Origin of the sequence: Paramagnetospirillum magneticum AMB-1 (assembly GCF_000009985.1) — a bacterium.
Lineage (GTDB): Bacteria > Pseudomonadota > Alphaproteobacteria > Rhodospirillales > Magnetospirillaceae > Phaeospirillum > Phaeospirillum magneticum.
Window position 1 is genome coordinate 2,983,649 of record NC_007626.1, and the last position, 26,696, is coordinate 3,010,344.

Annotated in this window: 25 protein-coding genes; 14 read left to right on the forward strand and 11 right to left on the reverse strand. The window is 66.4% G+C overall.

Translation table 11 applies throughout. The annotated features are described in order from the left end of the window. Positions 1-92: 92 nt before the first annotated feature. The gene (locus tag AMB_RS14060; protein WP_011385173.1) at positions 93-1,424 is read left to right on the forward strand and encodes a globin-coupled sensor protein; all 1,332 of its coding nucleotides are present in this window, start codon (positions 93-95) and stop codon (positions 1,422-1,424) included. Between the two features lie 61 nt (positions 1,425-1,485). After that, a complete protein-coding gene (locus AMB_RS26465) occupies positions 1,486-2,856 on the forward strand; it encodes an HTH domain-containing protein (protein ID WP_043744594.1) in 1,371 nt (456 codons plus the stop codon). A 32-nt stretch (positions 2,857-2,888) separates the two neighbouring features. Here the strand turns inward: AMB_RS26465 and AMB_RS14070 are convergent, their stop codons facing one another. Beyond that, a complete protein-coding gene (locus tag AMB_RS14070; RefSeq protein ID WP_011385175.1) occupies positions 2,889-4,304 on the reverse strand; it encodes a malonyl-CoA decarboxylase in 1,416 nt (471 codons plus the stop codon). Continuing rightward, entirely contained in the window at positions 4,297-5,751 is a 1,455-nt protein-coding gene (locus tag AMB_RS14075) for a bifunctional ADP-dependent NAD(P)H-hydrate dehydratase/NAD(P)H-hydrate epimerase (protein WP_043744595.1), read from the reverse strand. The genes AMB_RS14070 and AMB_RS14075 overlap by 8 nt, the downstream gene beginning before the upstream one ends. Positions 5,752-5,833: 82 nt before the next feature. On the opposite strand from AMB_RS14075, the gene AMB_RS14080 reads away from it, so the two are divergent. The 3 genes from AMB_RS14080 (at position 5,834) to AMB_RS14090 (ending at position 9,378) form a co-directional block, all read left to right on the forward strand. Further along, the gene (locus AMB_RS14080; RefSeq protein WP_011385177.1) at positions 5,834-7,102 is read left to right on the forward strand and encodes a D-amino acid dehydrogenase; all 1,269 of its coding nucleotides are present in this window, start codon (positions 5,834-5,836) and stop codon (positions 7,100-7,102) included. A 37-nt stretch (positions 7,103-7,139) separates the two neighbouring features. Beyond that, positions 7,140-7,577 carry a bacteriohemerythrin gene (locus tag AMB_RS14085; RefSeq protein WP_043744596.1) on the forward strand — a complete coding sequence of 146 codons (438 nt, stop codon included), beginning with the start codon at positions 7,140-7,142 and terminating at the stop codon, positions 7,575-7,577. An 82-nt stretch (positions 7,578-7,659) separates the two neighbouring features. Next, on the forward strand, positions 7,660-9,378 hold the full coding sequence (locus tag AMB_RS14090) for a sensor histidine kinase (RefSeq protein WP_011385179.1): 1,719 nt from the start codon (positions 7,660-7,662) through the stop codon (positions 9,376-9,378). Here the strand turns inward: AMB_RS14090 and AMB_RS14095 are convergent. Next, the gene (locus AMB_RS14095) at positions 9,375-11,540 is read right to left on the reverse strand and encodes a ComEC/Rec2 family competence protein (protein ID WP_043744597.1); all 2,166 of its coding nucleotides are present in this window, start codon (positions 11,538-11,540) and stop codon (positions 9,375-9,377) included. The two genes, AMB_RS14090 and AMB_RS14095, sit on opposite strands and share 4 nt — an antisense overlap. 155 nt (positions 11,541-11,695) lie before the next feature. Between AMB_RS14095 and gltX the strand changes: the two genes are divergently transcribed. The 3 genes from gltX (at position 11,696) to AMB_RS14110 (ending at position 15,066) form a co-directional block, all read left to right on the forward strand. Further along, complete coding sequence (gltX, locus tag AMB_RS14100) at positions 11,696-13,129, forward strand: glutamate--tRNA ligase (protein WP_011385181.1); 1,434 nt, start codon at positions 11,696-11,698, stop codon at positions 13,127-13,129. An 81-nt stretch (positions 13,130-13,210) separates the two neighbouring features. Next, positions 13,211-14,527 (forward strand): citrate synthase, encoded by a 1,317-nt coding sequence (gltA, locus tag AMB_RS14105; protein WP_011385182.1) that lies wholly within the window; start codon positions 13,211-13,213, stop codon positions 14,525-14,527. A gap of 197 nt (positions 14,528-14,724) precedes the next feature. After that, on the forward strand, positions 14,725-15,066 hold the full coding sequence (locus tag AMB_RS14110; protein ID WP_011385184.1) for a cyclic nucleotide-binding domain-containing protein: 342 nt from the start codon (positions 14,725-14,727) through the stop codon (positions 15,064-15,066). A gap of 105 nt (positions 15,067-15,171) precedes the next feature. Here AMB_RS14110 and rpoH read toward each other — a convergent pair whose 3' ends face one another. After that, the gene (gene rpoH, locus AMB_RS14115; protein WP_011385185.1) at positions 15,172-16,050 is read right to left on the reverse strand and encodes an RNA polymerase sigma factor RpoH; all 879 of its coding nucleotides are present in this window, start codon (positions 16,048-16,050) and stop codon (positions 15,172-15,174) included. Positions 16,051-16,686: 636 nt separating this feature from the next. Next, a complete protein-coding gene (locus AMB_RS14120) occupies positions 16,687-17,574 on the reverse strand; it encodes a DMT family transporter (protein WP_011385186.1) in 888 nt (295 codons plus the stop codon). An 89-nt stretch (positions 17,575-17,663) separates the two neighbouring features. Between AMB_RS14120 and AMB_RS14125 the strand changes: the two genes are divergently transcribed. From AMB_RS14125 to AMB_RS14135, 3 genes are all read left to right on the forward strand, one after another. Continuing rightward, positions 17,664-18,125, forward strand: coding sequence for an SRPBCC family protein (locus AMB_RS14125; protein WP_011385187.1), 462 nt, complete (start codon positions 17,664-17,666; stop codon positions 18,123-18,125). Positions 18,126-18,179: 54 nt separating this feature from the next. Next, the gene (locus AMB_RS14130; protein ID WP_148207414.1) at positions 18,180-18,896 is read left to right on the forward strand and encodes a TetR/AcrR family transcriptional regulator; all 717 of its coding nucleotides are present in this window, start codon (positions 18,180-18,182) and stop codon (positions 18,894-18,896) included. A 65-nt stretch (positions 18,897-18,961) separates the two neighbouring features. Next, positions 18,962-19,249, forward strand: a complete 288-nt coding sequence (locus AMB_RS14135; protein ID WP_148207415.1) for a hypothetical protein — start codon at positions 18,962-18,964, stop codon at positions 19,247-19,249. Positions 19,250-19,414: 165 nt separating this feature from the next. Here AMB_RS14135 and AMB_RS14140 read toward each other — a convergent pair whose 3' ends face one another. The 5 genes from AMB_RS14140 to AMB_RS14160 all read right to left on the reverse strand — a co-directional run bounded on the left by AMB_RS14140 (position 19,415) and on the right by AMB_RS14160 (position 23,307). Further along, on the reverse strand, positions 19,415-20,458 hold the full coding sequence (locus AMB_RS14140; protein WP_011385190.1) for a Tim44 domain-containing protein: 1,044 nt from the start codon (positions 20,456-20,458) through the stop codon (positions 19,415-19,417). Positions 20,459-20,708: 250 nt separating this feature from the next. Further along, positions 20,709-21,824: a peptide chain release factor 2 gene (gene prfB, locus AMB_RS14145; protein WP_011385191.1), complete on the reverse strand. Its 1,116-nt coding sequence runs from the start codon at positions 21,822-21,824 to the stop codon at positions 20,709-20,711. An 87-nt stretch (positions 21,825-21,911) separates the two neighbouring features. After that, entirely contained in the window at positions 21,912-22,406 is a 495-nt protein-coding gene (locus AMB_RS14150; RefSeq protein WP_011385192.1) for a periplasmic heavy metal sensor, read from the reverse strand. After that, positions 22,406-22,714, reverse strand: a complete 309-nt coding sequence (locus tag AMB_RS14155) for a hypothetical protein (protein WP_011385193.1) — start codon at positions 22,712-22,714, stop codon at positions 22,406-22,408. Before AMB_RS14155 ends, AMB_RS14150 begins: the two co-directional genes overlap by 1 nt. Continuing rightward, positions 22,711-23,307 (reverse strand): RNA polymerase sigma factor, encoded by a 597-nt coding sequence (locus AMB_RS14160; RefSeq protein WP_231848848.1) that lies wholly within the window; start codon positions 23,305-23,307, stop codon positions 22,711-22,713. Before AMB_RS14160 ends, AMB_RS14155 begins: the two co-directional genes overlap by 4 nt. 387 nt (positions 23,308-23,694) lie before the next feature. Between AMB_RS14160 and AMB_RS25735 the strand changes: the two genes are divergently transcribed. Next, the gene (locus tag AMB_RS25735) at positions 23,695-24,693 is read left to right on the forward strand and encodes an EF-hand domain-containing protein (protein ID WP_083763524.1); all 999 of its coding nucleotides are present in this window, start codon (positions 23,695-23,697) and stop codon (positions 24,691-24,693) included. 119 nt (positions 24,694-24,812) lie between these two features. Next, the gene (locus AMB_RS14170) at positions 24,813-25,658 is read left to right on the forward strand and encodes an EF-hand domain-containing protein (protein ID WP_011385196.1); all 846 of its coding nucleotides are present in this window, start codon (positions 24,813-24,815) and stop codon (positions 25,656-25,658) included. Here AMB_RS14170 and AMB_RS14175 read toward each other — a convergent pair whose 3' ends face one another. Further along, positions 25,659-26,300, reverse strand: coding sequence for a COQ9 family protein (locus tag AMB_RS14175; RefSeq protein ID WP_043744599.1), 642 nt, complete (start codon positions 26,298-26,300; stop codon positions 25,659-25,661). A gap of 161 nt (positions 26,301-26,461) precedes the next feature. Between AMB_RS14175 and rpsU the strand changes: the two genes are divergently transcribed. After that, complete coding sequence (rpsU, locus tag AMB_RS14180) at positions 26,462-26,665, forward strand: 30S ribosomal protein S21 (protein ID WP_002726599.1); 204 nt, start codon at positions 26,462-26,464, stop codon at positions 26,663-26,665. The last annotated feature ends 31 nt before the right edge of the window (positions 26,666-26,696 follow it).

The following is a 26,696-nucleotide window of genomic DNA, read 5'->3' on the forward strand; positions in this document are numbered from 1 at the left end:
GAAAGCACGCCTGGAAATCATATTTTCAGGTTTGAAACAGTTCCGGCGCAGGCCCATACTCCTCGGCCACAGGTTCATAGCAGGGTGACAAAATGGAACTCGACCGCGCCTCCAACATCGCCTTCCTTCAGATCGATGAAGACACCAAACGCGCGCTGCGGGAGTTCCGGGATATACTCGCCCGCCATATTGACGGGGTGCTCGATACCTTCTACCGCCATGTAAGCAATAATCCGGCGACTGCAAAGATGTTCGCCAGTCCCGAGCGCATGGCCCATGCGCGCTCCATGCAGAAGAAGCATTGGATGGAAAGCGTGTTCCTCGGCCAGTTCGACGACCGCTACTTCGCCCAGGTCACCGAGATCGGCAAGGTTCACCAGCGCATCGGCCTCGAGCCCAAGTGGTACACCGCCGGCTATTGCTTCGTGCTGAACATGGTGACCGGCGTGGCGGTGGAGCACTACCGCAAGGACCCCCGCCGCCTGGTCCAGGTGCTGAGCGCCGTCAACAAGGCCGCCTTCCTGGACATGGACCTGGCCACCTCGGTCTATATCGAGACCAACACCGCCGCCATCATCGCCCGCGAACTGGGCGCCAAGGCCGACGTCTTCGAGCAGGAGGTCAAGGGGCTGGTCGCTTCGGTGGCGGCATCGGCCGGCCAGATGGAATCCACCGCCCAGACCATGACCGCCACCGCAGAGGAAACCTCGCGCCAGTCCACCACCGTGGCGGCGGCGGCCGAGGAGGCCACCGTCAACATTCAGACCGTGGCGGCGGCGGCGGAGGAACTGTCCTCCTCCATCACCGAAATCAGCCGTCAAGTGTCCCATTCGGCGCAGATCGCCGCCGGCGCCATGGTCGAGGCCGACCGCACCAACCAGATGGTGCAAAGCCTCGCCGAAGCCGCCAGCAAGATCGGTCAGGTGGTCAAACTGATCAACGACATCGCGTCGCAGACCAACCTGCTGGCGCTCAACGCCACCATCGAGGCGGCCCGCGCCGGCGATGCCGGCAAGGGCTTCGCCGTGGTGGCCAACGAGGTCAAGAGCCTGGCCAACCAGACCGGCAAGGCCACCGAGGAAATCGCGGCCCAGATCTCCGCCGTTCAGTCGGCCACCCGCGACGCGGTGACCGCCATCGGCGGCATCGCCACCACCATCGGCCAGATCAACCAGATTTCCAGCTCCATCGCCGCCGCGGTCGAGGAACAGGGCGCCGCCACCGGCGAAATCGCCCGCAACGTCCAGCAGGCGGCCCAGGGCACCTCGGAAGTGACCGAGACCATCACCCGCGTCAATGCCGCCGCCGCCGAAACCGGCACCGCCGCCCGCCAGGTTCTGGACGCCGCCTCCACCCTGTCGCGCGACTCCAACCAGCTGGAAACCCAGGTAGACCGCTTCGTCTCGCAGATCCGCGCCGGCTGAGCTTTCAACGTCCGGGCCGCATCCTGACACTTGCTGACGGGACATGGTCTATGGTGTTCCCATGTCGCGCACCGATCGCCTGTTCGGCCTTCTGCAATCCCTGCGGCGCCACCGGCGGCCGGTGAGCGGGGCGGATCTTGCCGCCGAAGCCGGCATTTCCCTGCGCACCCTTTACCGGGACGTGGCCACGCTCCAGGGTTTGGGCGCGGAAATCGACGGCGAGCCCGGCCTCGGCTATGTGCTGAAGCCCGGCTTTCTGATGCCGCCGCTGATGTTTTCCGATGAGGAAATCCAGGCCCTGGCCCTGGGGGCGCGCTGGGTGGCGCGCCGCACCGACGCCGACCTCGCCCGAGCAGCCCGCAACGCCATGGCGAAAATCGCTTCGGTCGTCCCGCCGGATCTGCATCGCAAGCTGGACGACGACGCCCTGATCATCGGCCCGGGCTGGGAAAAGCCCCAGGCGGTCGGGCTTGATACGCTTCGGCAGGCCCTGAACCACGAGCGCAAGCTGGCGCTGTCCTACCGCGATGAAAAAGGGGTACGGACCGAACGGGTGGTCTGGCCGGTGGTCCTGGGCTTTTTCGAAACGACCCGCGTCCTGGCGGCATGGTGCGAGCTCCGCGGCGGCTTTCGCCACTTCCGCACCGACCGCATTGAGGCGGCGGAGCTTCTGTCCTACCGCCCGCCCCGTCCCCGTCGCTCCCTGATGGCCGAATGGCGCAAAACCATGCTGACAGAAACTGACAGCAGCAGGGCCTACAAATCCTCTCCGCCGAAACCGCGCACGGAGACACCCATGAGCAAAGACCTGATTTTCTATACCCACCCGCAATCTCGCGGCAACATCGTGCACTGGATGCTGGAAGAGATCGGCGGCCCCTACCGTATCGAGGTCAAGGAATACGGCACCACCATGAAGGCGCCCGACTACCTGGCCATCAATCCCATGGGCAAGGTGCCGGCCATTCGCCACGGCGACACCGTGGTGACGGAATCCGCCGCCATCGTCGCCTATCTGGCCGATGCCTTCCCCGAGGCGGGACTGGCCCCGCCCTTGGCGGAGAGAGGCGAGTATTACCGCTGGCTGTTCTTCACCGCGGGCTGCGGCGAGCCGGCCATCAGCAATCATTCCGTCGGCTGGGACCCGACCACGCCGGACTTGCAGGGACGCTTCGGCTACGGCTCGTTCCCGCTGGTCATGGACACCCTGTCCCAGGCGGTCCGGGGCAAGCGCTTCGTCGCCGGCGACCGCTTCAGCGCCGCCGATGTCTACCTGGGCAGCCTGCTGCACTGGGCCATGCGGTTCGGAATCATCGACCGGCGGCCCGAGTTCGAGACCTATTGCGAAGGCCTGATCAGCCGCCCGGCGGCGTTGCGAGCCCGGGAGCAGGCGGAAAAGCTCGCCAGCCAGCATGCCTGGACCACAAGCTGAGCGACCGGGGTGGGGGGCCTCGTCGCCCCCCCCTACCCTTTCAGCAGCGCCTTGACCCGGGCCGACACCGCCACCTTGCCGCTGGCCGAATAGGCTTCGTGGTTGGCGTCGATGTCGTCGAGGTCATAGAGGTAGTTGACCATCAGTCCCGCCGACTGGTTGAGGCCGTTGGCCGACATGTCGGCCATCCAGTTGATGCGCTCGACCCTGGCGCCGTTGGACAGGTGGAAATGGGCCACCGGGTCCAGCGCCCCCATGCCGTCGGAGCGCTTTTCGCGGCTCAGGTAACGGGCGGCAAGCCGGGTCAGCGGCCCCTCCAGCACCTCGGCCAGCAAGGGCTCCGCCGTCCAGTCGGGCTCGGCCAGCAGGGCCTTGAGGCTGCCCTTGGCGCCCATGCCGCCCACCCGGGTCAGAGCCTTGTGGTCGGCAGCGGTCAGCAATCCCGGTTCGCCCTTGATCAGAAGACCTTCCAGCCAGCGGCGGAAACCGGGAAGGGGCGACAGCGTGGCGAAGGTCCTGATCTGCTTCAGTTCGCGCGACAGATCATCCACCACCCGCTTGATCAGGAAATTGCCGAAGCTGATCCCGGCCAGGCCACGCTGGGCGTTGTTGATGGAATAGAAGATGGCGGTATCGGCCTTGTCCACGTCTCCCAGCGGCGCGGAGGGATCCAGCAGGTCCTGGACATTGCCGGCCATATCGCGGACCAGGGCCACCTCCACGAAGATCAGCGGCTCGTCGGGCATGCGCGGATGGAAGAAGGCATAGAGCCGGCGATCGGAATCCAGCCGGTTCTTCAGGTCGGTCCAGCCCTGGATGGCGTGCACCGCCTCGTACTGCATGATCTTTTCCAGCACGATGGCCGGGGAGCGCCAGGTGACGCGCTCCAGCACCAGGAAGCCCACGTCGAACCACGAGGCCAGCAGCCCCCGGAGATCCCCTTCCAGGGGCAGAAGATCGGGATGCTCGCGCGTCAGCCCCATCAGCTCGGCACGCATGTCCACCAGGAACTTGACGCCCTCGGGCAGGGCGTTGAACTGGGTCAGAAGCTTGAGCCGGGGCGGATCCAATGCCAGGCGCAGATCCATCTCGGCGCGCTGGCGCGTGGTATCGTCCGGCGCGCCGGCCAGGGCCGCCGCCGCCGCGTCGACCCGGACGCGGTCCGGACCGAACCGGCTGGCCAGCAATTTAAGGAAGCGCACCCGCCCCTCGCCCGACAGCGACAGATAGGCCCGCCCCAGGGCAGCCGCCCGGGCGCGGGCCGAAACCTCGCCGCCCTTGGCGCCCAGGCAGGCCTCCATCTGAACGCGCAACTGTTCCAGGTCGCTTTCCGGCAGGCCGGGAGCCAGGGCCGGCACCTTGCCCGCCCCGTCCGTTCCGGCGATGTCGCGCCACAATCCCCGTAGGCGGGACAGCAGGGAGACGGCGGTGCTCTGAACCTCATTCATGGGCCAATCTCCCCATCGTAGCCAGAATAGCCGGAAGCGCCTCGGGCAAATCCTCGGCGATCAGCCCGGGGCCGTGCGCCGCCGCCGCCCGCCCGTGCAGCCAGGCGGCGGCCGAGGCGGCCTCGAAGGGCTCCATGCCCTGGGCCAGCAGCCCGACGATCAGCCCGGCCAGCACGTCGCCCGACCCCGCCGTGGCCAGCCAGGGCGGGGCGTCGGTGGTGATGGTGGCCCGGCCATCGGGATGGGCCACCACGGTGTCCGCGCCCTTCAGCAGCACCACCGCCCCCGACAGATGCGCCCCGTGCCGCGCCCGCTCCAGGCGGCTGCCCGGCACCTCGCCGAACAGGCGGCGGAACTCGCCGTCATGGGGAGTGAGCACCACCGTGTCGCGGAGATGGCGGAACAGCTCGCCGCTCCACCCCTCGAAACCGCTGAGCGCGTCGGCATCCAGGACGCAGGGGCGTCCGGTGGCCAGGGCGGCCAGAACCTTGCCCGACAGGCTTTCCCCCACCCCGCCGCCCGGCCCCAGCAACAGGGCGTTGCGACGGGCATCCGCCAACGCCGCGTCGAAGGGCTCGGAAGGGGTGACCAGCAGGCCGGGATCGCCGGCGCGATAGATGCCCAGCGCCCCCTCCGGCGCCGCGATGGTCACCAGCCCGGCGCCCACCCGGCGGGCGGCGCGGGCCGCCAGCCTCGCCGCCCCGGTCATCTCGCCGCCGCCCAGGATCAGGGCGTGACCGCGTGAGTATTTGTGTCCGTCGGGCCGGATTTCCGGCAGGACCCAGGCGCCCGGCCCGTTGCGCCGGACGGTCGGCACGATGGAATCGAGCACCGTGGCCGGAATGCCGATGTCGGCCACCACCAGCTCGCCGCATTTGAGCCGTCCCGGCATCAGGCAGTGGCCGGGTTTGGGGCGAAAGAAGGTCACGGTGGCAAGGCAATGGGGAGCGATCCCCAGCACCGCCCCACTGTCGCCGTGGACGCCCGAGGGCACGTCGACGGCGATCACCGGCAGGCGGCGGCGCCCCATCTCCTCGATCACCGCCCGGGCCATTCCGTCCAGCGGTCGGGCGAGTCCCGCGCCGAACAGGGCATCGATCACTCCGACGCAGCCGTCGAGGCTGTTCAGGGTCAGGGGCTCCACCGCCCCTGTCCAGCGTCCCGCCATCACGGCGGCGTCGCCCTTGAGCCGCCCCGCCTCGCCCAGCAGGGACAGGCGCACCAGCCACCCGTCGCGGGCCAGCAGCCGGGCCGCCACGAAGCCATCGCCGCCGTTATTGCCGGGACCGCACAGGATGGCGACACGGCCCTTGGGCAGCAGGCGCCGCGCCGCGCGGGCCACCGCCCAGCCGGCGGCCTCCATCAGCCGCTCGCCGGAAATACCCCCCTCCCCGGCCAGGGCGTCGGCCCGATACATCTGCTCGACGCTGAGAATTTCTTGGCTCATCCCAGAAGGGTAATCCGCAACTGCCCATTTGCCAACGCGCAGCGGCTGGATTAAGTGTTCAGGGCTCGCAGGGAGGACGCAAGTGAAGGTGGTCGTCATCGGGGCCGGGGTGGTCGGCACCGCCAGCGCGTGGTATCTCGCCAAGGCCGGTCACGAGGTTACCGTGGTCGACCGGCGCGAAGGCGCGGGGCTGGAAACCAGCTTCGCCAATGGCGGCCAGATCTCCCCCTGCCATGCCGAGCCCTGGGCCAATCCCTCGGTGTTGCCCAAGGTGCTGAAATGGCTGGGCCGCGAGGATGCCCCCCTGCTGTTCCGCTGGAACCGCTGGGACCCGGCCCTGTGGGCCTGGGGCTTGCGCTTTCTCGCCAATTGTTCCCGCTCGCGGGCCGAGATAAACACCGAGCGCACCCTGCGCGTGGCGCTGTATTCCCGCGCCTGCCTGGGAGAGCTTCGCGCCGAGACCGGCATCGCCTACGATCAGCAGGTCCGGGGCATCCTGCACGTCTATCGCGACGGCGCCGAATTTGAACACGCCTGCCGCGCCGCCGAAGTGATGATCCGTCACGGGCTGCGCCGCCTTCCCAGGACTCCGGCCGAATGCACCGCCATCGAGCCGGCCCTGGGGGCGGTTCAGGGGGAATTGGCCGGCGGCATCTACACTCCCGACGACGAAAGCGGCGACGCCCACAAGTTCACCCGGGAGCTGGCGGCCCTGGCCGCGGCCAAGGGGGTCGAGTTCCGCTGGAACGTTCCCATTCAGAGTCTGCTCGCCGATGGCGACCGGGTAGCGGGGCTGGCCACGTCGGACGGGACCATCAGGGCCGAGTCCTACGTGCTGGCTGCCGGCTGCGACAGCCCGCTGCTGGCCCGGCCGCTGGGATTGCGACTGCCCATCATCCCGGCCAAGGGCTATTCCGTCACCGTGCCGGTGGACAACCATGCCGGCGCGCCCTTGGTCTCCATCACCGACGACGAACACAAGATGGTCTATTCCCGCCTGGGCGACCGGCTGCGCGCCGCCGGAACCGCCGAGATGGCCGGCTATGACCGCATGCCCAACCCGGTCCGCAACCGCCTAATCCTGGACAACGCCCGACGCCTGTTCCCCGATGGCGGCGATTTCGACCGTGCCGAGCCCTGGGCCGGCCTGCGGCCCGTCACCCCCGACAGCGTGCCGCTGCTGGGCGCCACGCCGCTTCGCAACCTGTGGCTGAATACCGGACACGGCACCTTGGGCTGGACCATGTCCTGCGGCTCGGGCCGCATCGTCGCCGACCTTGTGTCTGGCCGGCCATCAGCCATCAGTATGGATGGACTGGGCATCGACCGCTTCACATCCTATCTGTGGTAAAGGGGGATGGGCGTGGCGGACACGCTCGGAGGGCATCATGCTGGTGTGGCGTGAGGCGATGAGTACGGGGCATTCGGAGATCGACAAGGCCCAAAGGCAATTGATCGCCCATATCAACGAATTCGAGACGGCACTTCGCAAATCGGGACCGGATGTGGCCATGGGGCTGTTCTTGAGCGGCCTCTATGATCAGGTGGCCATCAATTTCGGTCGCGAGGAGCAGATTCAGCGCGAATCCTCCTTTCCCTTCCTGGATGCCCACCACCGCGAGCACGGCAATCTGCTCGGTCGCCTAGCCAGCATCCAGAACCACTACCAATCCGCCAATCACCGCGCGGACCAAGGGGCGTTGCTGCGGGATCTGACCGCGCTGATCCGCGATTGGGTCTCCCACCATATGGTTCAGAGCGATGTCATGCTGCGCCGGTACCTGCCGCACCCGTCGCCGCCCCACCAGCCCCGGCCTCGCCCGTGACATGGGAAAAAATCCGCGATAAACTCATCGCCCCGCCGCGTTGGCGGTTTCCGTTCCCGCCATTGCCACAGGCTGACCACCGTTGTTCCAGATTTTCCGCGGCAATCACCGGGCGACGCAAGCCGAAGGGGACGTTCCTCACGGCGGAAGATGGCGCCGGGTCGGAATCATCGTCGCGACCCTGACCCTGGTCAGCGCCTACATCTTCGTGATTCTCGGCAATATCCGCGACCTGGAGCAGGAGCGTAACGAGTTCGCCGAGCTTCAGGCCCGCAAGATCTTGCTGTCCTTCGATATCCACACCACCCGGCTGTTCGACTTGGCCGACACCTATCTGCGATCGGTCCGCCACTTCGTGGAGCGGGATGGCGCCGAACGCCTGGGGGAGTTCGTGGAGAAGGTCACGCCGCCCAAATCGGAACTCTACTCCGCCACCGTGACCGCTCTGGACGCCCGCGGAAGGGTGTCATTCAGTACCGATGCAGCCAGGCCCCGGGGCGCCGACCTTTCGGATCAGCAGATCTTCCTGCATTTTCAGGGCGCCACCCAGGATTCCATCCTGATCGGCGCCGCCAACACCAGCACCGTGCCTGATCAGCAGTATTTCCACGTGGCGCGGCCGCTGTTCAGCAGCAAGATGCTGGCCGGCGTCATTGTTGTCGACATTCATTCTAGCCGCATTGCCGCCTTCTACCGGGACATGACTCTGGGACCGAACTCATCGGCGGCCATTTTCAGCCTGGACCGCAAGCTGGTCGCCCGCCAACCGCCGCCTTCGGCGGAAGCCGCCCCCCTTGGCGCGCTGCAGATCTGGAACGAATCCGAAGCCCAGGCGGAAGGTCGGTTCAGCAAACGATCATTATTGGACGGTATCGAACGAACCTTCCTGTACAAGCGCCTGACCGACTACCCGCTGGTGGTGGTGGTCGGTTTCGCCCATGCGGACGTGGCTTCCGGCCTGGACGAGGTCAAGCGCTCGGAAGTGATCGAGACGACCCTGTTCACCGTCACGGCCCTGGCCTTCGCCATGCTTGTTCTGGCCTTGGAAGGCCGCAATCGCAGGCTGGCCGCCGCCGAGCGGGCCAGCCGCGCCACCACGGAATTGCTGGAACGCTCCAACGCCGATCTGGAGCGCTTCGCCTATGTGGCGTCCCACGATCTGAAGACTCCGCTGCGGGTGATCACCGGCTACGCCCAGATGCTGGACCGCCGCTATCGCGACAAGCTGGACGAGGAGGCCAACGAGTACATCGCCTTCCTCACCGCCGGCACCAAGCGCATGTACCGCCTGATCACCGACCTGCTGCACTATTCGCGTATCAATAGCCAGGCCAAGCCGCTGCAACCGGTCTCGGCCGGACGGGCCACCGACATCGCCATCAGCAATCTGAAAGCGGTGATCGAGGAAAGCGGCGCCAGCGTCTCGGTGGGGCCGCTGCCGACCATTCAGGCCGATGAAAGCCAGCTTTCCAGCCTGTTCCAGAATCTGCTGGGCAACGCCATCAAGTACCGCCACCCCGAGCGCAAGCCTGAGATCCGCATCGAGGCGGTACGGCTCTCGGGCACCTTGTGGCGGTTTGCGGTCAAGGATAACGGCATCGGCATCGAGCCCGAGCATTTCGAGCGCATCTTCGTCATCTTCCAGCGCCTGCACAGCGATTCTGCCTATGACGGCACCGGCATCGGCCTGGCGCTGTGCCAACGCATCGTGACCCGCCTGGGCGGCCGCATCTGGGTCGAGTCAAGGCCAGGGGAAGGTTCCACCTTCTTCTTCACCGCCAGCGACGCCAGCGGGGATTAATCCTCCGCCTCCTCGTCCTTCTTCTCGTCCGGTTCGCGAGGCGCAACCGGGGGCGGTGCCTTGGCCTTCTTCCTGGGGTGGGGATGCCAGGCCCAGGGCCGGTCGCCCTGCCAGCCCGCCACCGTCTCCACCGAAGCTCCGTTCGGTCCCAGCCACAGGGAATGAGGTCCCCGCCGCCACAGGTCGAAGCGGTCGACAATCACCCTGGCCTCGCGGCAGGTGCCGCGCAGCGGCACGCTGCTCACCACGATGTCGGCACCGGCGCAGGCCTTCTCGGGATTGTCCTCATCCTTGACCAGGGCCACCACCTTGCCGTCCACCCGCCACAGGCAACCGGTCTCGTCGCAGCGCAGCCGGCCGTCCCGGGAGGAGCTTTTCTTCGGCCAACGCTCGGGCGCCTCGGGCCCGGCCCGGCGGCTCCAGGTGTCCTTGAGGATTCGCCCGCCCTTGCCGTTGAGCAGCAGCCTCCCCTCGCCGGTGCGCAACGCCAAGCCGTCGCCGCGTCCGTCCACCAACAGGTCCGGCGGCCGGGCAAAGGCCATGGAGGCCACCGCCACCGCCATGGGCAGCAATCCCCACCACCGCCATCGCCCCCGCCAAAGGCACAGCCAGCACCCGCCCAGGGTGAACACAACCATGGCCCACAGCGGCAGGATGGGCAGGGTCACCGCCGAACTGGGCCACGACGCCACCCAGGTCGCCACCCAATTGACGCCCTCCACCCCCCAGCCGAGAGGGACCAGGGCCAGGGATTCCAGGCCGAAGGGCAGCAGCACGAACATCACCAGCGCCCAGGGCATCACCCAAAAGCCGGTCAGGGGCACGGCGATCATGTTGGCCGCCACCGACCATACGGCGAAGCGGTTGAAATGGTGGATGCCGTAGACTGCCGTGGCGAAGCCGGCGATCAGGGTGGTCACCACCGTGCCGAAGACGTAAAGACCGATGGCGGGCAACCAGCCGGGATGGGCGGCCCGCCAGGCGGTCTGCCTGGGGGTCAGGCTTTCGTAGACGGCGATCATGGCCGCCACTGCGGCGAAGGACATCTGAAAGCTGGGGCCGATCAACTCGTCGGGCTGCCACAACAGAATGGCCACCGCCGCCCAGGCCACCAGCCGCATGGACAAGGCCCGGCGGTCCAGCAGCACCGCCAACAGCACCAGCCCGGTCATGAAGAACGATCGCTGGGCTGGAACCGGCGACCCGGCCAGCAGGGTGTAAAAGCCCGCGAAGACGATGGCCAGCGCCGCCGCCCACTTCTTGATGGGATAGCGCAGGGCCACCGGCGGAAACAGGGCCAGCAAGGTGCGCAGGCCGACGAAGACCAGCCCGGCGGCCATGGTGATGTGCAGGCCCGAGATGGACAGGATGTGGGCCAGGCCGGAATCCCGGTAGGCCTGCATCATGGGCGCCGAGATGGGCATCTGGTCGCCGGTGGTCAGCGCCGCCGTCACCGCGCCCCGGTCGCCGGGCAGCACCGCCAGGATGCGGGCGGTGATGGCGTGGCGGATCTCGTTGACGTTGGTGGCGAGGTCGGCCCGCCAGCCGGTCGCCGCCCCGGCCGCGATCACCTCCACCGGCCCCAGGGCCGTGCCGATGGCGCCCAACTGGCGAAACCAGGCGAAGCGGGCGAAGTCGAAGGCCCCCGGCATGGCAGGCTGGGGCGGCGGCATCAGCATGGCCCGCACCCGGATACGATCGCCGACGGTGGCCAGGGACAGGCCCGCCTTGGCCTTGATCCGTGCCCGGGCCGGCACCAAGACATCGTCGCGGTCGTGGACCAGTTGCCCCAGGGTCAGACGGCTGCCGCCGTCGGGCAAGGCCTCCACCTCCACCACCACGCCTTCAAGCATCAGGGCGCCGCTATGCCGCTCGATCACCGGGGCGGCCAGACGAAGGCTGCGCCACTGGGTCGCGGCGAAACCCAAGGCGATCGCCAGCAGGCACGAGGCCGCCAGCAGCGGCGCCAGACTCCGCCCCCGGACCAAAAGCAGGCCGGCGGCCGCCAGCAGAACAGCCACGCCTCCCCACCACGCCGGCGGCTCGGACGGCAGGGCGAAGTACAGGCCGATGCCCAATCCCAGGAAAACGGGCAGCCAAAGGGGCCAGCGCCCGCGCTCCGCCAGCAGGCACTCCCCCATTACGCGCAGTACTCCCGCCACCGCGTCCGATCCGGAGCGTGCGGTCGGGAAAACCCCTATCCAATCGGGCGGGTTTTTTGCCATCCACCCCCAACACCGGGCTGTCAGGGGCATAAAGATATGCTACACAAGGCAGCCTTGTCCCCCTCGGCAAAAAGGACGCCGAAAGCACCGTCATGACCGTCGTCACCCGCTTCGCCCCCTCACCCACCGGTTTCCTCCACATTGGCGGAGGGCGTACCGCCCTGTTCAACTGGCTGTTCGCCCGTCACCATGGCGGCAAGTTCCTGCTGCGCATCGAGGACACCGACCGCGCCCGCTCGACAGACGCCGCGGTGGAAGCCATCTTCGACGGCATCAAGTGGCTGGGCCTGGATTGGGACGGCGAGGCGGTGATGCAGTTCGCCCGCGCCTGCCGCCATGCCGAGGTGGCGCGCCAGTTGCTCGACGAAGGCAAGGCCTATCGCTGTTACTGTACCCAGGACGAGCTGACCGCCATCCGCGAGGAGCAGAAGGCCAAGGGCCAGCCCATGCGCTATCCCGGCATCTGGCGCGACCGCCCCGCCACCGATGCCCCCGAGGGCGCGCCCTTCGTGGTGCGGCTCAAGGCTCCGGCCGAGGGCGAGACCATCATCGCCGATCTGGTCCAGGGCGACGTGCGCGTCGCCAATGACCAGTTGGACGACATGGTGCTGCTGCGCGCCGACGGTACGCCCACCTACATGCTGTCGGTGGTGGTGGACGACCACGACATGGGCATCACCCACGTTATCCGTGGCGACGACCACCTGACCAACGCCTTCCGCCAGTACCAGCTGTACAAGGCCTGCGGCTGGGAGGTTCCCACCTTCGCCCACATCCCGCTGATCCACGGCCCCGACGGCGCCAAGCTGTCCAAGCGCCACGGCGCCCTGGGCGTCGACGCCTATCGCGACATGGGCTTCCTGCCCGAGGCCATGCGCAACTACCTGCTGCGCCTGGGCTGGAGCCATGGCGACGACGAGATCATTTCCACCGAGCAGGCCGTCGAGTGGTTCACCCTGGATTCGGTGGGCCGGTCGCCGTCGCGTTTCGACTTCGTCAAGCTGACCAATCTCAACGGCCATTACATGCGCGGCGCCGATGACGGCCGCCTGACCGAGGTGCTGGTCCCCCTGCTGGAGGCCAAGACCGGCAAGGCACTGTCCGGCGAATCCGTCGCCCGCCTGCGCACCGGCATGACCGGGCTGAAGGAGCGGGCCAAGACCATGGTGGAACTGGCCGATTCCGCCCTGTTCTACGTGGCAGAGCGGCCGCTGGCCCTGGACGAAAAGGCGGCCAAGACCATGGCCGACGAGACCGCCACCGCCGATCTCGCCGCCTACCGGACCGAAGTCAAGGAATTGGGTGCCTGGACACGGGACACTCTGGAGGACGCCGCGCGCCGACTGGCCGAGGCGCGCGGGCAAAAGCTCGGCAAGATCGCCCAGCCCTTGCGGGCGGCTCTTGCCGGTTCTTCGGTCTCGCCTCCCATCTTCGAGGTGATGGAGGTTCTGGGCCGCGAGGAATCTTTGGGTCGCATCGAGGACGCCCTCGGCGGAACCCGACCCACCACGTCAACGGCGGCCTGACTGGGCCGGCCCGCGAAATATTGGGCGGCCACCGGCCGCCACTAGGCTTAAACAGTGAAGTAGACCACGGGGTATGAAGACATGACGAACGAGAACAAGACTCCCAAGGAATCCGTCACGCTGATCAACAACAGCACCGGCAAGAGCACCGAATTCCCGCTGCTGTCCGGCTCCATCGGCCCCAAGGTGGCGGATATCCGCTCCCTGTACGCCAGCCAGGACATCTTCACCTACGACCCCGGCTACATGTCCACCGGCTCGTGCAAATCGGCCATCACCTATATCGACGGTGACGCCGGCGTGCTGCTGCACCGCGGCTATGCCATCTCCGACCTGGCCGAGAACTGCTCGTTCCTGGAAGTAGCCTATGCCATCCTCAAGGGCGAGCTGCCCAACGCCGAGCAGAAGACCAAGTTCGAAAGCGACATCACCCGCCACTCCATGCTGAACGAGCAGATCTCGTTCTTCTTCCGCGGCTTCCGCCGCGACTCGCATCCCATGGCGGTGATGTGCGGCGTGGTCGGCGCCATGGCGGCCTTCTATCACGATTCCGTCGACATCAATGACCCGCACCAGCGGATGATCGCCAGCTACCGTCTGGTCGCCAAGATGCCGACCATCGTCGCCTGGGCCTATAAGTACTCCCAGGGCCAGCCCTTCATGTATCCGCAGAACAAGCTCTCCTACGCCGAGAACTTCCTGCACATGATGTTCGCGACGCCTTGCGAGGAATACAAGGTCAGCCCGGTCCTGGCCCGCGCCATGGACCGCATCCTGATCCTGCACGCCGATCATGAGCAGAACGCCTCGACCTCCACCGTCCGTCTGGCCGGTTCGTCGGGCGCCAACCCCTTCGCCTGCATCGCCGCCGGCATCGCCTCGCTGTGGGGTCCGGCCCATGGCGGCGCCAATGAAGCCGTGCTGGAAATGCTGCACGAGATCGGCTCGGTGGACCGCATCCCCGAGTACATCAAGAAGGCCAAGGACAAGGATGATCCCTTCCGTCTGATGGGCTTCGGCCACCGCGTGTACAAGAACTACGATCCGCGCGCCAAGATCATGGCCAAGACCTGCCACGAAGTGCTGAACGAACTGGGCAACCACGACGAGCCCCTGCTGAAGCTGGCCATGGAGCTGGAGCGCATCGCCCTGGAAGACCCCTACTTCGTGGAGCGCAAGCTGTTCCCGAACGTGGACTTCTACTCGGGCATCATCTTCCGCGCCATGGGCATCCCCACCCAGGTATTCACCTGCCTGTTCGCCCTGGCGCGCACCGTGGGCTGGATCGCCCAGTGGAACGAGATGCTGACCGATCCGGACCAGAAGATCGGCCGTCCGCGCCAGCTGTATGTCGGCCCGGCGCAGCGGGACTTCGTCCCGCTCGCCAAGCGTGGCTAGACTCGGTCCTGGAGAAACGGAGGGGCGGCGCCGCAAGGCGCCGGCCCAACGCATTCCCAGGCCGGCCAACGACAATTTCCATCCCGACGCCCGGCGGCACGCGATGATTGCAGTCGCCGCCTTGGCTCTTTCCGCCCTGGCTCTCCTGGCCCTAACCGTGTCAGGCTGGCGTTGAGTAAAGTTCCGGAGTCTCCGTCATGATGGATTTCCTTGATCGCCGCGTGGTTCACGCGGGCGGCTTCGTCTTCAAGGAAGGAGATTCAGGCGACCAGGCCTTCATCATCCAGGCGGGCGCGGTGGAACTGCTGAAGGGCGAGACGGTGTTCGCCGAGTTGAGCGCCAATACGATCTTCGGTGAAATGGCCCTGATCGACGGCGCTCCCCGCATGGCCACGGCCCGGGCCAAGACCGAGACGACCCTGATCGTCATCCCCCGCTCGGTGGTGGATGGCAAGCTGAAGGGCGTCGATCCCTTCGTGACCAAGTTGCTGGGGATTCTCGTCCAGAACGTCCGGTCCATGGCCGCCAAGCTGGGCTGAGCGGAAAGAAACGCGAACCGCCGAGGCCCCCGCCCCCGATGATCAGAAATCAAAGGGGGTCCGGGGCATCGCCTCGGCTAGGGCTTGGGGCAAGCGCCCCAATGATCACGCCCGCGCCGGTGCTGGCAGGAATCCCGCCTGGACCAGATCGCGCACCTTCTCGAAGGCCTTGACCTCGATCTGGCGGATGCGCTCGCGCGAGACGCCGTAGCGCCCGCCCAGTTCTTCCAAGGTGACCGGATCGTCGCGCAGACGGCGTTCGACGAACACCTCCCGCTCGCGCTCGGTCAGCGAATCCAGCGCCCGGGCGATCAGAACCCGGCCCTTGGACAGTTCCTCGCGTTTGCCATAAGCGGTTTCCTGATTGTCGGCCTCGTCGGCCATCAGGTCCTGAATCTCGGTCCCGCCCTCGCCCACCGGCGCGTTGAGCGAGGAATCGCGCCCCGCCATGCGGCGGTTCATGGCGACCACGTCGCGCTCGTCCACGTCCAGTTCACGGGCGATGGTGGCCACATGCTCGGGGGCGAGGTCGCCGGCCTCCAGCAGCCGCAGCCGCGACTTGATGCGGCGCAGGTTGAAGAACAGCTTCTTCTGGGCGGCCAGGGTGCCGATCTTGACCATGGACCACGAGTTGAGCACGAACTCGTTGAGCGAGGCCTTGATCCACCACATGGCATAGGTGGCCAGACGGAACCCGCGATCGGGCTCGAATTTCTTGACGGCGCGCATCAGGCCGATATTGCCCTCGCTGATGAGGTCGGCCACGGGCAAGCCGTAATGGCGGTAGCCCAGCGCGATCTTGGCGACCAGGCGCAGATGGCTGGTCACCAGCCGATGGGCGGCATCCGTGTCCTCGTAATCCACCCAGCGCTTGGCCAGCATGAATTCCTCCTCGGGAGCGAGAACAGGAAACTCCTTGATATCCCTGAGATATTTGGCAAGGCCGTCATCACCTGCGACGACCGGAAGATTGGCTACCGACATGATCTGATCCCTCCAGTTGATGCCTTCCTGACGCCCAACACGCCTGGAAACAATTCGAAAACCGGAAAAGACCGCTAGTCGAAGCACTCGTTCACGTTACGCATCGTCATATCCTCCCATTGAGCAACATGACCCGGAGCCCGTCTCATGACAGCACCCCGATCCGGCGGCTGCGGTGGCCCCACTCTGGGCACCAACCGATTCCACCGTCGCCATTATGGCGACAAGGCACCGCCGAAATCAAGAGGTGGCGAAACGCCCCGTGTCTGCTCACCCGGACAGCTAACCAGCCGATCATGGCGTGATTGTGGCGGCCTTCACCGCCTGCATGGCCGCCATGCCGAACGGGCGAATCCACCGCCGTCAAAATGAGTCACAATATGACCCTCCCTCGGTGGAGAGGCCAATGCCTCCCGCCCCCGGACGAACGAAGGAAGCATGGCTCCTGTCCCTCCCCCCCGGAGGGCAGGAGTGTACGGACCCCGCCCCGCCCTCCCTGCCGGGGCGGGGTTGTTCGTTTCAGGCCCGTCTTGCGTCGAACATGACACAAGAAGGAGTGGTTTCTGTTCGCCCCTCGCCGGGCGCGGCCTCAATCGCGGATGGTCGTTGCGTGTTCGAGGACCGACGCTCGCCGTTTCAGGCAGAAGCGGCCCGCCGCTCGCGCGCTCCGACCAGGGCGACGATTCCGACACCGCCGGCGATCAGCGCCAGTCCGGCCACATTGGTCAGGGACAGCCCCTCGCCCAGCATCAGGGCGGAAAACACCAGTCCGCCCGCCGGCACGCAGAGAAAGCTCAGCGAGACAGTGAGCGCCGGCAGCAGCCGGTTGACGGTGACCGCCGCCCAGAAGGCGAAGGCGGTGGCCAGGGTGCCGTTGTAGATCAGCGTCCAGGCCAGCTCGAAACTGCCGTCGGGACGGGGGGCGCCCTCGATGAGCGCCGCCGCCGCCACCGGCACCAGCCCGATCACCATCTGCCACGGAGCGAGATCCAGCGGGGACGAGCACCAGCGGTGGCCGCGCACGTGCAGGATGGCGGCCGCCCAGACCAGGGCTGCCGCCAGCAGCATCAGATTGCCGACCACCGCGTCGTGGTTGCCCCAATCGAAGCTCAGCGGATTGAAAAGCACCACAATGCCGCCCAGCCCCAGCAGCACCCCGGCCATGCGGCCGCCGGTCAGCTTTTCTCCCAGGAACAGCGCGGCGCCGGGGGCTACCCACAGCGGCGTGGTATAGGCCAGGATGGCCGAGCGCCCGGCCGGCACCACCAGCAGGGCCAGATTGCTCAGCACCATGAACAGAGCCATGTTGAGCAGCCCGAGCGACATCAGGACCGGCCAGTCCCCCCGGGGCGGCAGACGCAGACGTCCCAGCGGCACCAGGATGATCACCATGCTGACCACGCCGAGGGCCAGACGGAAGGCGCAGAACCATAGGGGCTGGATATGGGCCAGGCCGATCTTCATGATCGGCCAGTTCCCCCCCCAGATCAGGACCAGCAAAGCCAGCAATATCACCGCGCGCATGAAGTGGTCCTACCAGAAAGCCGGGCGCAGACTTTGCCACGCCATTCATGCCATGATCCACCTTTTTGGCAACCGGATCGGGCGGCCCCATGGATTTCGACGGAGAACATCGCATCGACGCGCCGCGCGCCAGGGTGTGGCAGGCCCTCAACGACCCAGCTTTCCTGGCGGCGTGCATTCCCGGCTGCGAGAAATTGGAGGCCACGGGACCGGGCGCCTATGCCGCCACGGTGGCCCTCAGGGTCGGCGCCCTGGCCGCCCGCTTTTCCGGCCTCCTGACCCTCTCCGACGTGGTCGAAGCCCAGTCCTACACCCTGAAGGGCCAGGGACAGGGCGGCGTGGCCGGTTTCGTCTCGGGCGCCGCCCGGGTCACCCTGACCGACGATGACGACGCCACCCTGCTGCGCTGGAATGCGGCGGGCGAGATCGGCGGACGGCTGGCCTCGGTGGGCGGACGGCTGCTGCACGGTTTCGCCGTGAAGACAGCCGCCGAATTTTTTTCCCGCCTGAGCGACAATCTCAGGTCGCAACCCGATTGCGGTTCACTGTAGGGATCGCTACGTATTACATTATGTCACAATACGTCATGTGTGACGTGGAGGGGGATGATGGATACACACGCCGCCGGCATGAGCCCGGCCTTCAACCGGGAGAGGCCCCGTCCGGCTCCCGCGCCGTCCGACGACAAGATCAGGCGCCGCCTGCCCCGCAAGGAGCGCGAGAAGCTGATTGTCGCCGAGGCCATCCGCTTCTTCGCCGAAGTGGGGTTCGAAGGCCAGACCCGAGCCCTGGCCGAGCGCCTGGGTGTCACCCAACCCCTGCTCTATCGTTATTTCCCCGATAAGGAAGCCCTGATCGAGCGCGTCTACAAGGAGGTCTTTCTCAATGCCTGGGAGCCCGCTTGGCTGGACTCCCTGCACGACCGCTCCCGCCCCCTTGCCGACCGCCTGACCGAGTTCTATCAGGCCTACAGCAAGGCCAATTTCAGTTACGAGCGGGTGCGGCTGTTCATGTTCGCCGGCCTCAAGGACGGCTCCATCGCCAGCCGCTACATGCAATATGTGCGCGACCATCTGTTCGAGCCGCTGTGCCTGGAGATGCGGGCAGAGCTAGGCCTGGAAAGCGAAGCCCCTGTCAGCCTGGAGGAAATCGAGATGATCGCCGGTCTGCACGGGGCCGTCAGCTATGTGGGCGTGCGCCGCTGGGTCTATCAGGCCCAGACACCGTCGGACCTGGAACCGGTGTTCGGCGAACTGGTCCGCACCTTCCTTAAAGGTATCGGCGACAGTTATCGACGCTTCGCTCCATCCGCGATGAAGTGAAACCGCTTGCCAGCAGCCCCAAGGGAGGCTACCAGTCGGTGGCTGTCCAAAGGGGGATTTCAAGCATGCGCAAGGCAGTTCTGGCCGTTACCGTGACCCTGGCCCTTGGGGCCTGCTCCAGTGCGCCCAAGCCGCTGGTTCCCGATACGCCCGAAGGCCCCGCCAGCTATGTCTGCTACAGCACCTGGCTGTCCGAGCCCGAAGAGATTCGCACCATCGCCGACCGCCAGTGCCGCGCAGCCGGCATGGAAGTCCGCGCCCTGATCGGTCAAAGCTGGGCGCCGTTCAAGTGCGGCGTTCTCACGCCGGAAGTGGCGGCCTTCCGCTGCGGCCGCTACGGCTTCGGGTACTAGACCATAGAGCGTCGAATATGGCGCGCGATGGTCTAGAATTGATGTTTGCCCCTCGCCGGGCGCGGCCTCAATGGCCGCTGAGCAACCTGCGTCAGATTTAACCTAGGTTGCTCGAAAAAAAACAGCCCCCGGCCCTGCGGCCGGGGGCTTTTCCATGTCAGCCGCCTACTGAACCTGCTGCACCGCCGACAGCAGCCAGCGGCCGCCATTGGAACTGCGCACGAAGGTCCAGGCCTCGGTATGGGTCACGGTGGCATGGGGATTGCCGTCGGCCACCGCGCCGGTATCCAGACGCACCATGTAGTCGTTGCACGAGAAGGTCAGGATGGCGGTCAGGTAATCGAAGCCGCCCTCGCTCCACGATTCGCTGACGTCGCCCCTCAGCAGGGTGACGTTCTCCACCTTGTTGGCCACGCCTTCGCTGGCATTGCGGCTCATGTCCTCGGAGAGGAAGGCAACCACCTCGGGAGTGGCGAAGCGCTTCAACTGCAACAGGTTGCCGTCACTCCAGGCCTTTTGCACCCCTTGCAGGATTTCTGTAAAGGCCTCCTGGTCGCCACCGGACGCATCGAACTCGCGCTCGATGCGCGGCTGGACCGGGCCGGCGCCGATCATGGGCTCCACATGCTCGCCCGGGGCGGTGCGCATGTAGGGATTGCCTGCCGGAACCGCCGGCTGGGAGCGCCCGCGGAACAGACGGTACGCCAGCCAGGCCAGACCGCCGATAATCGCCAGTTGGAGCAGCAGTCCCAGGAAGCTGCCGCCGGGGGACGCGTCGGCCGCCGCGGCCAAGGCCGGCGAATGGCCGAACAGCATGGAGCCGATCCCGGCGCCCACCAGGCCGCCGGCCAAGCCGGCCATGAAGGGATTGCGCTGGAAGAAGCCGGGCTGCTGGGCTCCCATGGGAGCGCCCATGGGCGAAGCCGGACGCAGGCCGGAAGTGGCGGCGCCGGCCGGAGCCAGCGGAGCCGCGTCAACCGCGCCGGGGCGCGGGGCTGCCTGGGGCGGCGGCGGCGGTCCTGCGGGCTTGGTCTGCGCCGGAGGCGGCGCCAGGGTGCGCTCCATCGGCGCGTCATGGGTCCGCGACCCGCGCGAGCCGAAGCTGCCGCCGCTGGACTTGGAGGTACTGCCCGCCTTGGCCAGGGCATCGCCCGCACCGGCCAGCGCCAGCACCAGGGCCACCACGACCGAAATCACCACATGCCTCATCTCGTTCCTCCCAAGGAATCTCACCCATGTTATAGGGCGCCTTGGGCGGAAAGCAAATCAGCTACAGAAATTTAACAGATTGCGGAAAAACCCCGCTTCGCGGCAGGGCTACCGCCCTGACCCGTTCCGAGGCACAGCCTCCGAACCTCCAGTTTCTCTTTATTTCAAAACAGAAGGGTCCGGGAAGCTGTGCTTCCCGGTTGGGGGATCGGGGGCAAAAGCCCCCGAAGGGGAGTTGTTCCGCCGCCCGTTAACCCTGATCCACCTGTCCCTGGACCCGCGCGGCCAGCGAGGCGGCCATGAACATGTCCAGGTCGCCGTCGAGAACACCCTGGGTGTCCGAGGTCTCCACATTGGTGCGCAGGTCCTTGACCATCTGGTAGGGCTGCAGCACGTAGGAGCGGATCTGGTGGCCCCAGCCAATATCAGTCTTCTGGTCTTCCAGCGCCTGGGCGGCGGCTTCGCGCTTTTGCAGTTCGGCCTCGTACAGGCGGGCGCGCAGCATGTCCCAGGCCCGCGCCCGGTTCTGGTGCTGTGACCGTTCCATCTGGCAGGCCACGGCGATGCCGGTGGGAATATGGGTGATACGCACCGCCGAATCGGTCTTGTTGATGTGCTGGCCGCCGGCGCCCGAGGCGCGGTAGGTGTCGATGCGGCACTCGCTCTCGTTGATCTGGATATCGATGGTGTCGTCGATCACCGGATAGACCCAGGCGGAGGAGAAGCTGGTGTGGCGGCGCGCCGCGCTGTCATAGGGCGAGATGCGCACCAGCCGGTGCACGCCGCTTTCGGTCTTCAGCCAGCCATAGGCATTATGGCCGAGAATGCGGATGGTGGCCGACTTGATGCCCGCCTGCTCGCCGGCGCTTTCTTCCAGCCATTCCACCTTGTAGCCGTGCTTTTCCGCCCAGCGGGTGTACATGCGCAGCAGCATCTCGGCCCAGTCCTGGGATTCGGTGCCGCCGGCGCCGGCATTGATTTCCATGTAGCAATCGTTGTGGTCGGCCTCGCCCGAGAGCAGGGTTTCCAGCTCCATCTTGGCGGCGCGCTCCTTCAGGGCGCGAACCTGTTCCTCGGCGTCGTCGATGACCGTCTGGTCGCCTTCCATCTCGCCCAGCTCGATCAGTTCCGCCAGATCGGCCAGTTCGCGCTCCAGGGCGCGGCAGCCCTGAATGGCGCTGTCCAGCTCGTTGCGCTCGCGCATGATCTTCTGCGCCGCGCCGGCGTCGTTCCACAGATCGGGATTCTCGGCCGAAGCGTTCAGCTCGTCGAGCCGCATCAACGCCTCGTCCCAATTGAGATGACGCTTCAACAGGGCGGCTGATCGCCGGATATCCTGGGCGAGCGCCTCGATCTCGGCCCGCATGGCTGTTCCCCTAAGGCTGAATGGAGGCGCCCTTTGTAAGGAAGTCCGCCCTGGCTGGCAACCCGAGAGATTGCCGCCCCCCTGAGATCAGCGCGGCGGCGGCGGCCCGCCCTTGGGCGGATGGGGCGGACGCCAGCGGGCGATGGCCTGCCGGCTTTCCGCCGACAGGCCGGAAGCGGCGTCGAGCACCACTTCGGCAATCAATCCGTCCACGGCATAATGGGCCTCGCGCCCCTCGGCCAGGATGGCGCGCAACGCCTCGGCATTGAAATCGGGGGCCGCCAGGGCCGTCCTCGCCCGCTCGGGCATGCCGGTCCACACCCGCCACTGGTATTCCACCGCCTGGGAACGCGACTGGACGGCGGCGCGCAGGATGGCGGCATCGGCCGCCGGCAGATCGGCGGCCAGGCGCTCGGCCAGATGCAGCGGAGTGGGCGGCCCGCCGGGGCCACCCGGGCCACCGGGACCACCCGGCGGACCAGGCGGAAACCCCGGCTCGCGCATGAACAGCACCGTCGCCAGAAAGACGTTGAAGGCCAGCGACGCCGGCAAAGCCCAGCGGGACAAGAATTCACGCCCCATCAATATCCCAGCCCCGCGTAATAGGTTGAAACAAGTGCCTGCTCCAAGGCGACGGTCTCGCCCGACGGACGCACTTCGTGGCCGACCACGATCCCCAGCAGGGCGGCAGCGGCCATGGGCAATGCGAAGCGGGAGACCGGCACCAGCCCGGCCAGCCACGACACCATTCGCGACACGGAACCGGTCACGGGCCGCGTCTCGTCCAGACGGGCCATGACATTCCCCATGACCCGGGCGACCCGATCGGAGGTCACCTCCGGCGGCGGGGCCAGCCTGCGCATCATTTCGTCCAGTTCATCGCCACTCATGTCACGTCTCCAATGCCCCGAATTCCCAGGCGGGCAAGGGCTGTCCTCAGGCTGCGCTTGCCCCTTACCAGCAGGGCTTCCATGGCGCTCAGCGACAAATCCAGGACCCGTGCCGCCTCGGGAGCGGTCAGATCGCTGAAATAATATAGCGACAACGCCTCGCGTTGTCTGGCCGGCATCTCGGCCATGGCGGTCGAGACCAGACGCTCCCTCTGGCGCGCCACCACCCGGTCCAGCCCGCCCGGCGCGGGGTCGACGGGCTCGTCCGCCTCCTCCTCCGCCACGAAGCGGGCCCGGCGCAGGCGGTCGAGACTGGCGTTCAGCACCACCCGATAAAGCCAGGTGGAAAACTTGGCCTCGCGATCCGACTGCCAGCCAGATGCCAGAGTCCAGACCTTCAGGAAGGCCTCCTGCACAATCTCGTCGGCATCGTCGGGATTGCGCAGCACCCGGGTGGAGAGGGCCAGCATGGCGCGGACATGACGCTCCATCAGCCGCTGGAAGCTCCGGCGGTCCCCCTGGGCGATCGCCCGCAGCAAGTCGTCATCACTGGCCGCATCCATCTCGGGACGCAGCCGCCCAGCCCGGTCCAAACCACCTCCACGCCAAGCGTCATCACTGGATTGAACGGCCCGGAACAGTCGATCCATGCGGAAAATCATGCGCCCACCCGGCAAATTCTGCCCGGGACCACGGCAAAAACTGCCGGGACCGTCGGACACGAGGGATAAGACGGCACAACCATTTTCCACCAGATCAACGAGTTACGCGGATTTTACGCCCTGGCCCCGCGCTTGCAAAGATGCCGGCCGAGCCAGCGTCGTGACACCACATAGAAATAACGTGGTGCGATTGGCATTTTCAAGAAAAACATAAGAAATAATTTCTTATTTTTCCGCGCATGGGAAGTATATCCAGGGCCGTGAAACGACTCGACCGGAAACGAAATCCGCTCAGTTCAAGACTGATGGAGAGTCATCATGCTACACGGACTAGGCACATCCGCCGCATCATCAACACAGCACATAAGCTCCATATTCAAGAAGCTTGACACCAACTCTGACAACTCGGTCGACCGCACCGAATTCGTCGCAGGCAAGCCGGACGATGTCAGCGAGGATCAGGCCGGCTCGCTGTTCGATTCGCTCGATACGTCAGGCAAGGGATCGCTCAGCCAAAGCGATCTGGCCTCGGCCTTCCAGCAAATGGCGTCCAGCATGCAGACGGTGCTGCTGCAGAACCAGGAAGCCCAGCAGAACGCCCAGAGCCAGGGAAGCGGCCATGGCGGCCCGCCCGATCCGGAAAAGATGTTCCAGGACCTGGATGCCGATTCCGACGGCACCGTCAGCCGGGAAGAATTCGTGGCCGGGCGTCCCGACGATGTCAGCGAGGATCAGGCCGGCGCCTTCTTCGACAAGATCGCCACCGCCGCCGGGGCGGACACCGCGTCCGGCCTCAGCCAGGACCAATTGGCCAGCGGGCTTCAGGCCATGGGACCGCCGGGCGGCCCGCCACCCGGCGACTCCACCCAGGAATCGTCAAGCGAAGACCAGATGATCAACCAGATCCTGTCCCAGCTTCTATCCCAGACGTCGTCCACCCAATCGGCCCAGAGCGGACCCGACACCTCGAAGATGTTCGAGGACCTGGACAGCGATGGCGACGGCACCGTCAGCCGGGCGGAATTCACCGCCGGACGTCCCGACAACGTCAGCGAGGATCAGGCCGGAGCTTTCTACGACAAGATCGCCTCGGCCGCCGGAGCCGATTCCTCGACCGGCCTCAGCCAGGACCAATTGGCCGAGGGGATGCAAAAGGCCGGGCCGCCCGACCGCGCAGAGGAAACAGCAAGCACCCAGACCGCGTCTGCGACCCAATCCTCCAGCACCGACCAATTGCTGCAGGAATTGCTGAAGGCCATCGGCTCCTACCAGAAGGCTAATCTGCTCAGCACCGCCAATACCAGTCTGGCGGCGTGATCGCCGCTCCACCCCCATGCCGCCTACCCCTTTTGGCATGGGGGTGATTTTTTGCGCAAGGAACCCCGCCGCCCCGGCGTTGAACCTGACAGAACCTTAGTCTCAGAAGGAGATCGGCCATGTCCGTCGCATCCGTGGGGAATCAATCCTCCATCCAATCCTTGTTGCTGAACGACCTGAAGAAGAACGGCCTGACGTCCGACGTGGCGTCCCAGGTGGAATCCGAGATCAACTCCGTCTTCCAGTCCCAGTCCTCGTCCGGCTCCCCCCCCTCCCCCACCGATGTGCGCAGCGCCATCGAGGCCAAGCTGAAGGAGGACGTGTCCTCCGGCTCGCTGACCCAGGAGCAGGCGGATTCGGTGATCAAGGCCCTGGACGAATTCGAAAGCCAGATTCAGCAGTCAGGTAGCGCCGGCGGCAGCCAGAAGGGCCCAGACGCCTCGGAACTGTTCTCCAAGCTGGACAGCGATGGCGACGGCAAGCTGACCCAGGACGAGTTCGTCTCCGGCCGCCACGATAATGTCAGCGAGGATCAGGCCAAGCAGCTTTACCAGAAGATCGCCGAAAAGAGCGGCGGCGACGCCACCAGCGGGTTGACCGCCGACCAGTTCGCGTCCGGGTTCTCGGCGGCGGCTCCGTCCGGCGGGGCGCAGGCCGGCGGGGGCGCTCCGCCGGCGGGCGGCGGCGGTGGCGGCGGCTCGGCCGGCGGCAGCTCCAGCGGATCTTCGGACGAAGTGGTCTCTGTGACCACCACCACCTCGGCGGACGGCACCAAGACCACCGTCACCAAATACGGCGACGGCTCCAGCTCGACCTCGACCACCTATGGCCAGGCCACCTCGTCCAGCGCCGAGACGCTGCAGTCTATTCTGAAGACCCTGACCAAGGGCAGCACCGATTCCAACGAAACGGCGTCCTATCTGAACAAGCTGCTGTCGGGCAACCTGATCGACACGGTCGCCTGATCAGGCCCGGGGCGCCACGCCCCGGAAACGCTGCATAAGGGCGGTCTTGCGGCCGCCCAACAGCCCTTCGACCTTCTGCCGCATCTGGGGCAGCGAGCGCACATCGTCGAGACGGCGCCGCAGGAAGCCCCAGGTGTCGGCGCAATTCTCCGACTCGTCGTCCAGCCAGTACAGCAAGGTGGCGGAATAGACCGCCGCCAGGGTGGCGCGCTTGGTGTACCAGGAGAAATCGGCCGAGCGGTCGCCCACCGCCAGCCAGAGGGCATCGGCGGTGCCCCAGGTCAGGCGCGCCGCCAGGGCCAGATTCTGCGGCAAGGCCAGAATCGAGGTGGCGCGGCGGATGGCCTCGCGGTGGTCGGCCCAGCGCTCCAGCCGCAGCTTGACCGCCAGAAACACCCTCTCCCCCACCCCGCGCCCGTCCAGCCCAATTGCTGCCAGATCGGCCTCCAGGGTCCGGTCGGCGTGCTCCACCAGGTGGGACACCGCGTCGACGGCGCCCCGGGGAAACAGGCGGGCCAGCAGGGACGGGTCCATGTCCAGCTCGGCCGCCGCCACCTCCAAGGTCTGGCGCGACCAGCCGTCGAAGGCGGCATGGGGCAGCATGGCGGTCACCAAGGCATCCTTGAGCGGACGCGATTCCATTTCCAATTCTCCTCGGCGACGGACAAAAATCATTTCCGCGTTATAGAACCCGCCTAACCCCTTCACAAGGGGGCAGCACTGTGCTATCAACCCACCTCCCCGGACGGCAGAGATGCCGTACGTCGGGAGGGTTTTCAAGCGTAGAGGAGCGGTGGCGAAACGTGCAAGTTCTCGTTCGTGACAACAATGTCGATCAGGCCCTGAAGGCGCTCAAGAAGAAGATGCAGCGCGAGGGGGTCTTCCGTGAGATGAAGCTTCGTAGGAACTACGAAAAGCCGTCTGAACGTCGTGCCCGCGAGAAGGCCGAGGCCGTGCGCCGCGCCCGCAAGCTGGAGCGCAAGCGCCTGGAGCGCGAGGGCTTCTAAAGCTCGACTCTCGGCCGCACCGAACAAGGGG

Excerpts from the sequence above, each read along its gene's own strand:
- AMB_RS14060 (WP_011385173.1), top strand. The coding sequence starts at position 93 with ATGGAACTCGACCGCGCCTCCAACATCGCCTTCCTTCAGATCGATGAA.
- AMB_RS26465 (WP_043744594.1), top strand. The coding sequence starts at position 1,486 with ATGTCGCGCACCGATCGCCTGTTCGGCCTTCTGCAATCCCTGCGGCGC.
- AMB_RS14070 (WP_011385175.1), bottom strand. The coding sequence starts at position 4,304 with ATGAATGAGGTTCAGAGCACCGCCGTCTCCCTGCTGTCCCGCCTACGG.
- AMB_RS14075 (WP_043744595.1), bottom strand. The coding sequence starts at position 5,751 with ATGAGCCAAGAAATTCTCAGCGTCGAGCAGATGTATCGGGCCGACGCC.
- AMB_RS14085 (WP_043744596.1), top strand. The coding sequence starts at position 7,140 with ATGCTGGTGTGGCGTGAGGCGATGAGTACGGGGCATTCGGAGATCGAC.
- gltX (WP_011385181.1), top strand. The coding sequence starts at position 11,696 with ATGACCGTCGTCACCCGCTTCGCCCCCTCACCCACCGGTTTCCTCCAC.
- gltA (WP_011385182.1), top strand. The coding sequence starts at position 13,211 with ATGACGAACGAGAACAAGACTCCCAAGGAATCCGTCACGCTGATCAAC.
- AMB_RS14110 (WP_011385184.1), top strand. The coding sequence starts at position 14,725 with ATGATGGATTTCCTTGATCGCCGCGTGGTTCACGCGGGCGGCTTCGTC.
- rpoH (WP_011385185.1), bottom strand. The coding sequence starts at position 16,050 with ATGTCGGTAGCCAATCTTCCGGTCGTCGCAGGTGATGACGGCCTTGCC.
- AMB_RS14120 (WP_011385186.1), bottom strand. The coding sequence starts at position 17,574 with ATGCGCGCGGTGATATTGCTGGCTTTGCTGGTCCTGATCTGGGGGGGG.
- AMB_RS14125 (WP_011385187.1), top strand. The coding sequence starts at position 17,664 with ATGGATTTCGACGGAGAACATCGCATCGACGCGCCGCGCGCCAGGGTG.
- AMB_RS14130 (WP_148207414.1), top strand. The coding sequence starts at position 18,180 with ATGATGGATACACACGCCGCCGGCATGAGCCCGGCCTTCAACCGGGAG.
- AMB_RS14135 (WP_148207415.1), top strand. The coding sequence starts at position 18,962 with ATGCGCAAGGCAGTTCTGGCCGTTACCGTGACCCTGGCCCTTGGGGCC.
- AMB_RS14140 (WP_011385190.1), bottom strand. The coding sequence starts at position 20,458 with ATGAGGCATGTGGTGATTTCGGTCGTGGTGGCCCTGGTGCTGGCGCTG.
- prfB (WP_011385191.1), bottom strand. The coding sequence starts at position 21,824 with ATGCGGGCCGAGATCGAGGCGCTCGCCCAGGATATCCGGCGATCAGCC.
- AMB_RS14150 (WP_011385192.1), bottom strand. The coding sequence starts at position 22,406 with ATGGGGCGTGAATTCTTGTCCCGCTGGGCTTTGCCGGCGTCGCTGGCC.
- AMB_RS14155 (WP_011385193.1), bottom strand. The coding sequence starts at position 22,714 with ATGAGTGGCGATGAACTGGACGAAATGATGCGCAGGCTGGCCCCGCCG.
- AMB_RS25735 (WP_083763524.1), top strand. The coding sequence starts at position 23,695 with ATGCTACACGGACTAGGCACATCCGCCGCATCATCAACACAGCACATA.
- AMB_RS14170 (WP_011385196.1), top strand. The coding sequence starts at position 24,813 with ATGTCCGTCGCATCCGTGGGGAATCAATCCTCCATCCAATCCTTGTTG.
- AMB_RS14175 (WP_043744599.1), bottom strand. The coding sequence starts at position 26,300 with ATGGAATCGCGTCCGCTCAAGGATGCCTTGGTGACCGCCATGCTGCCC.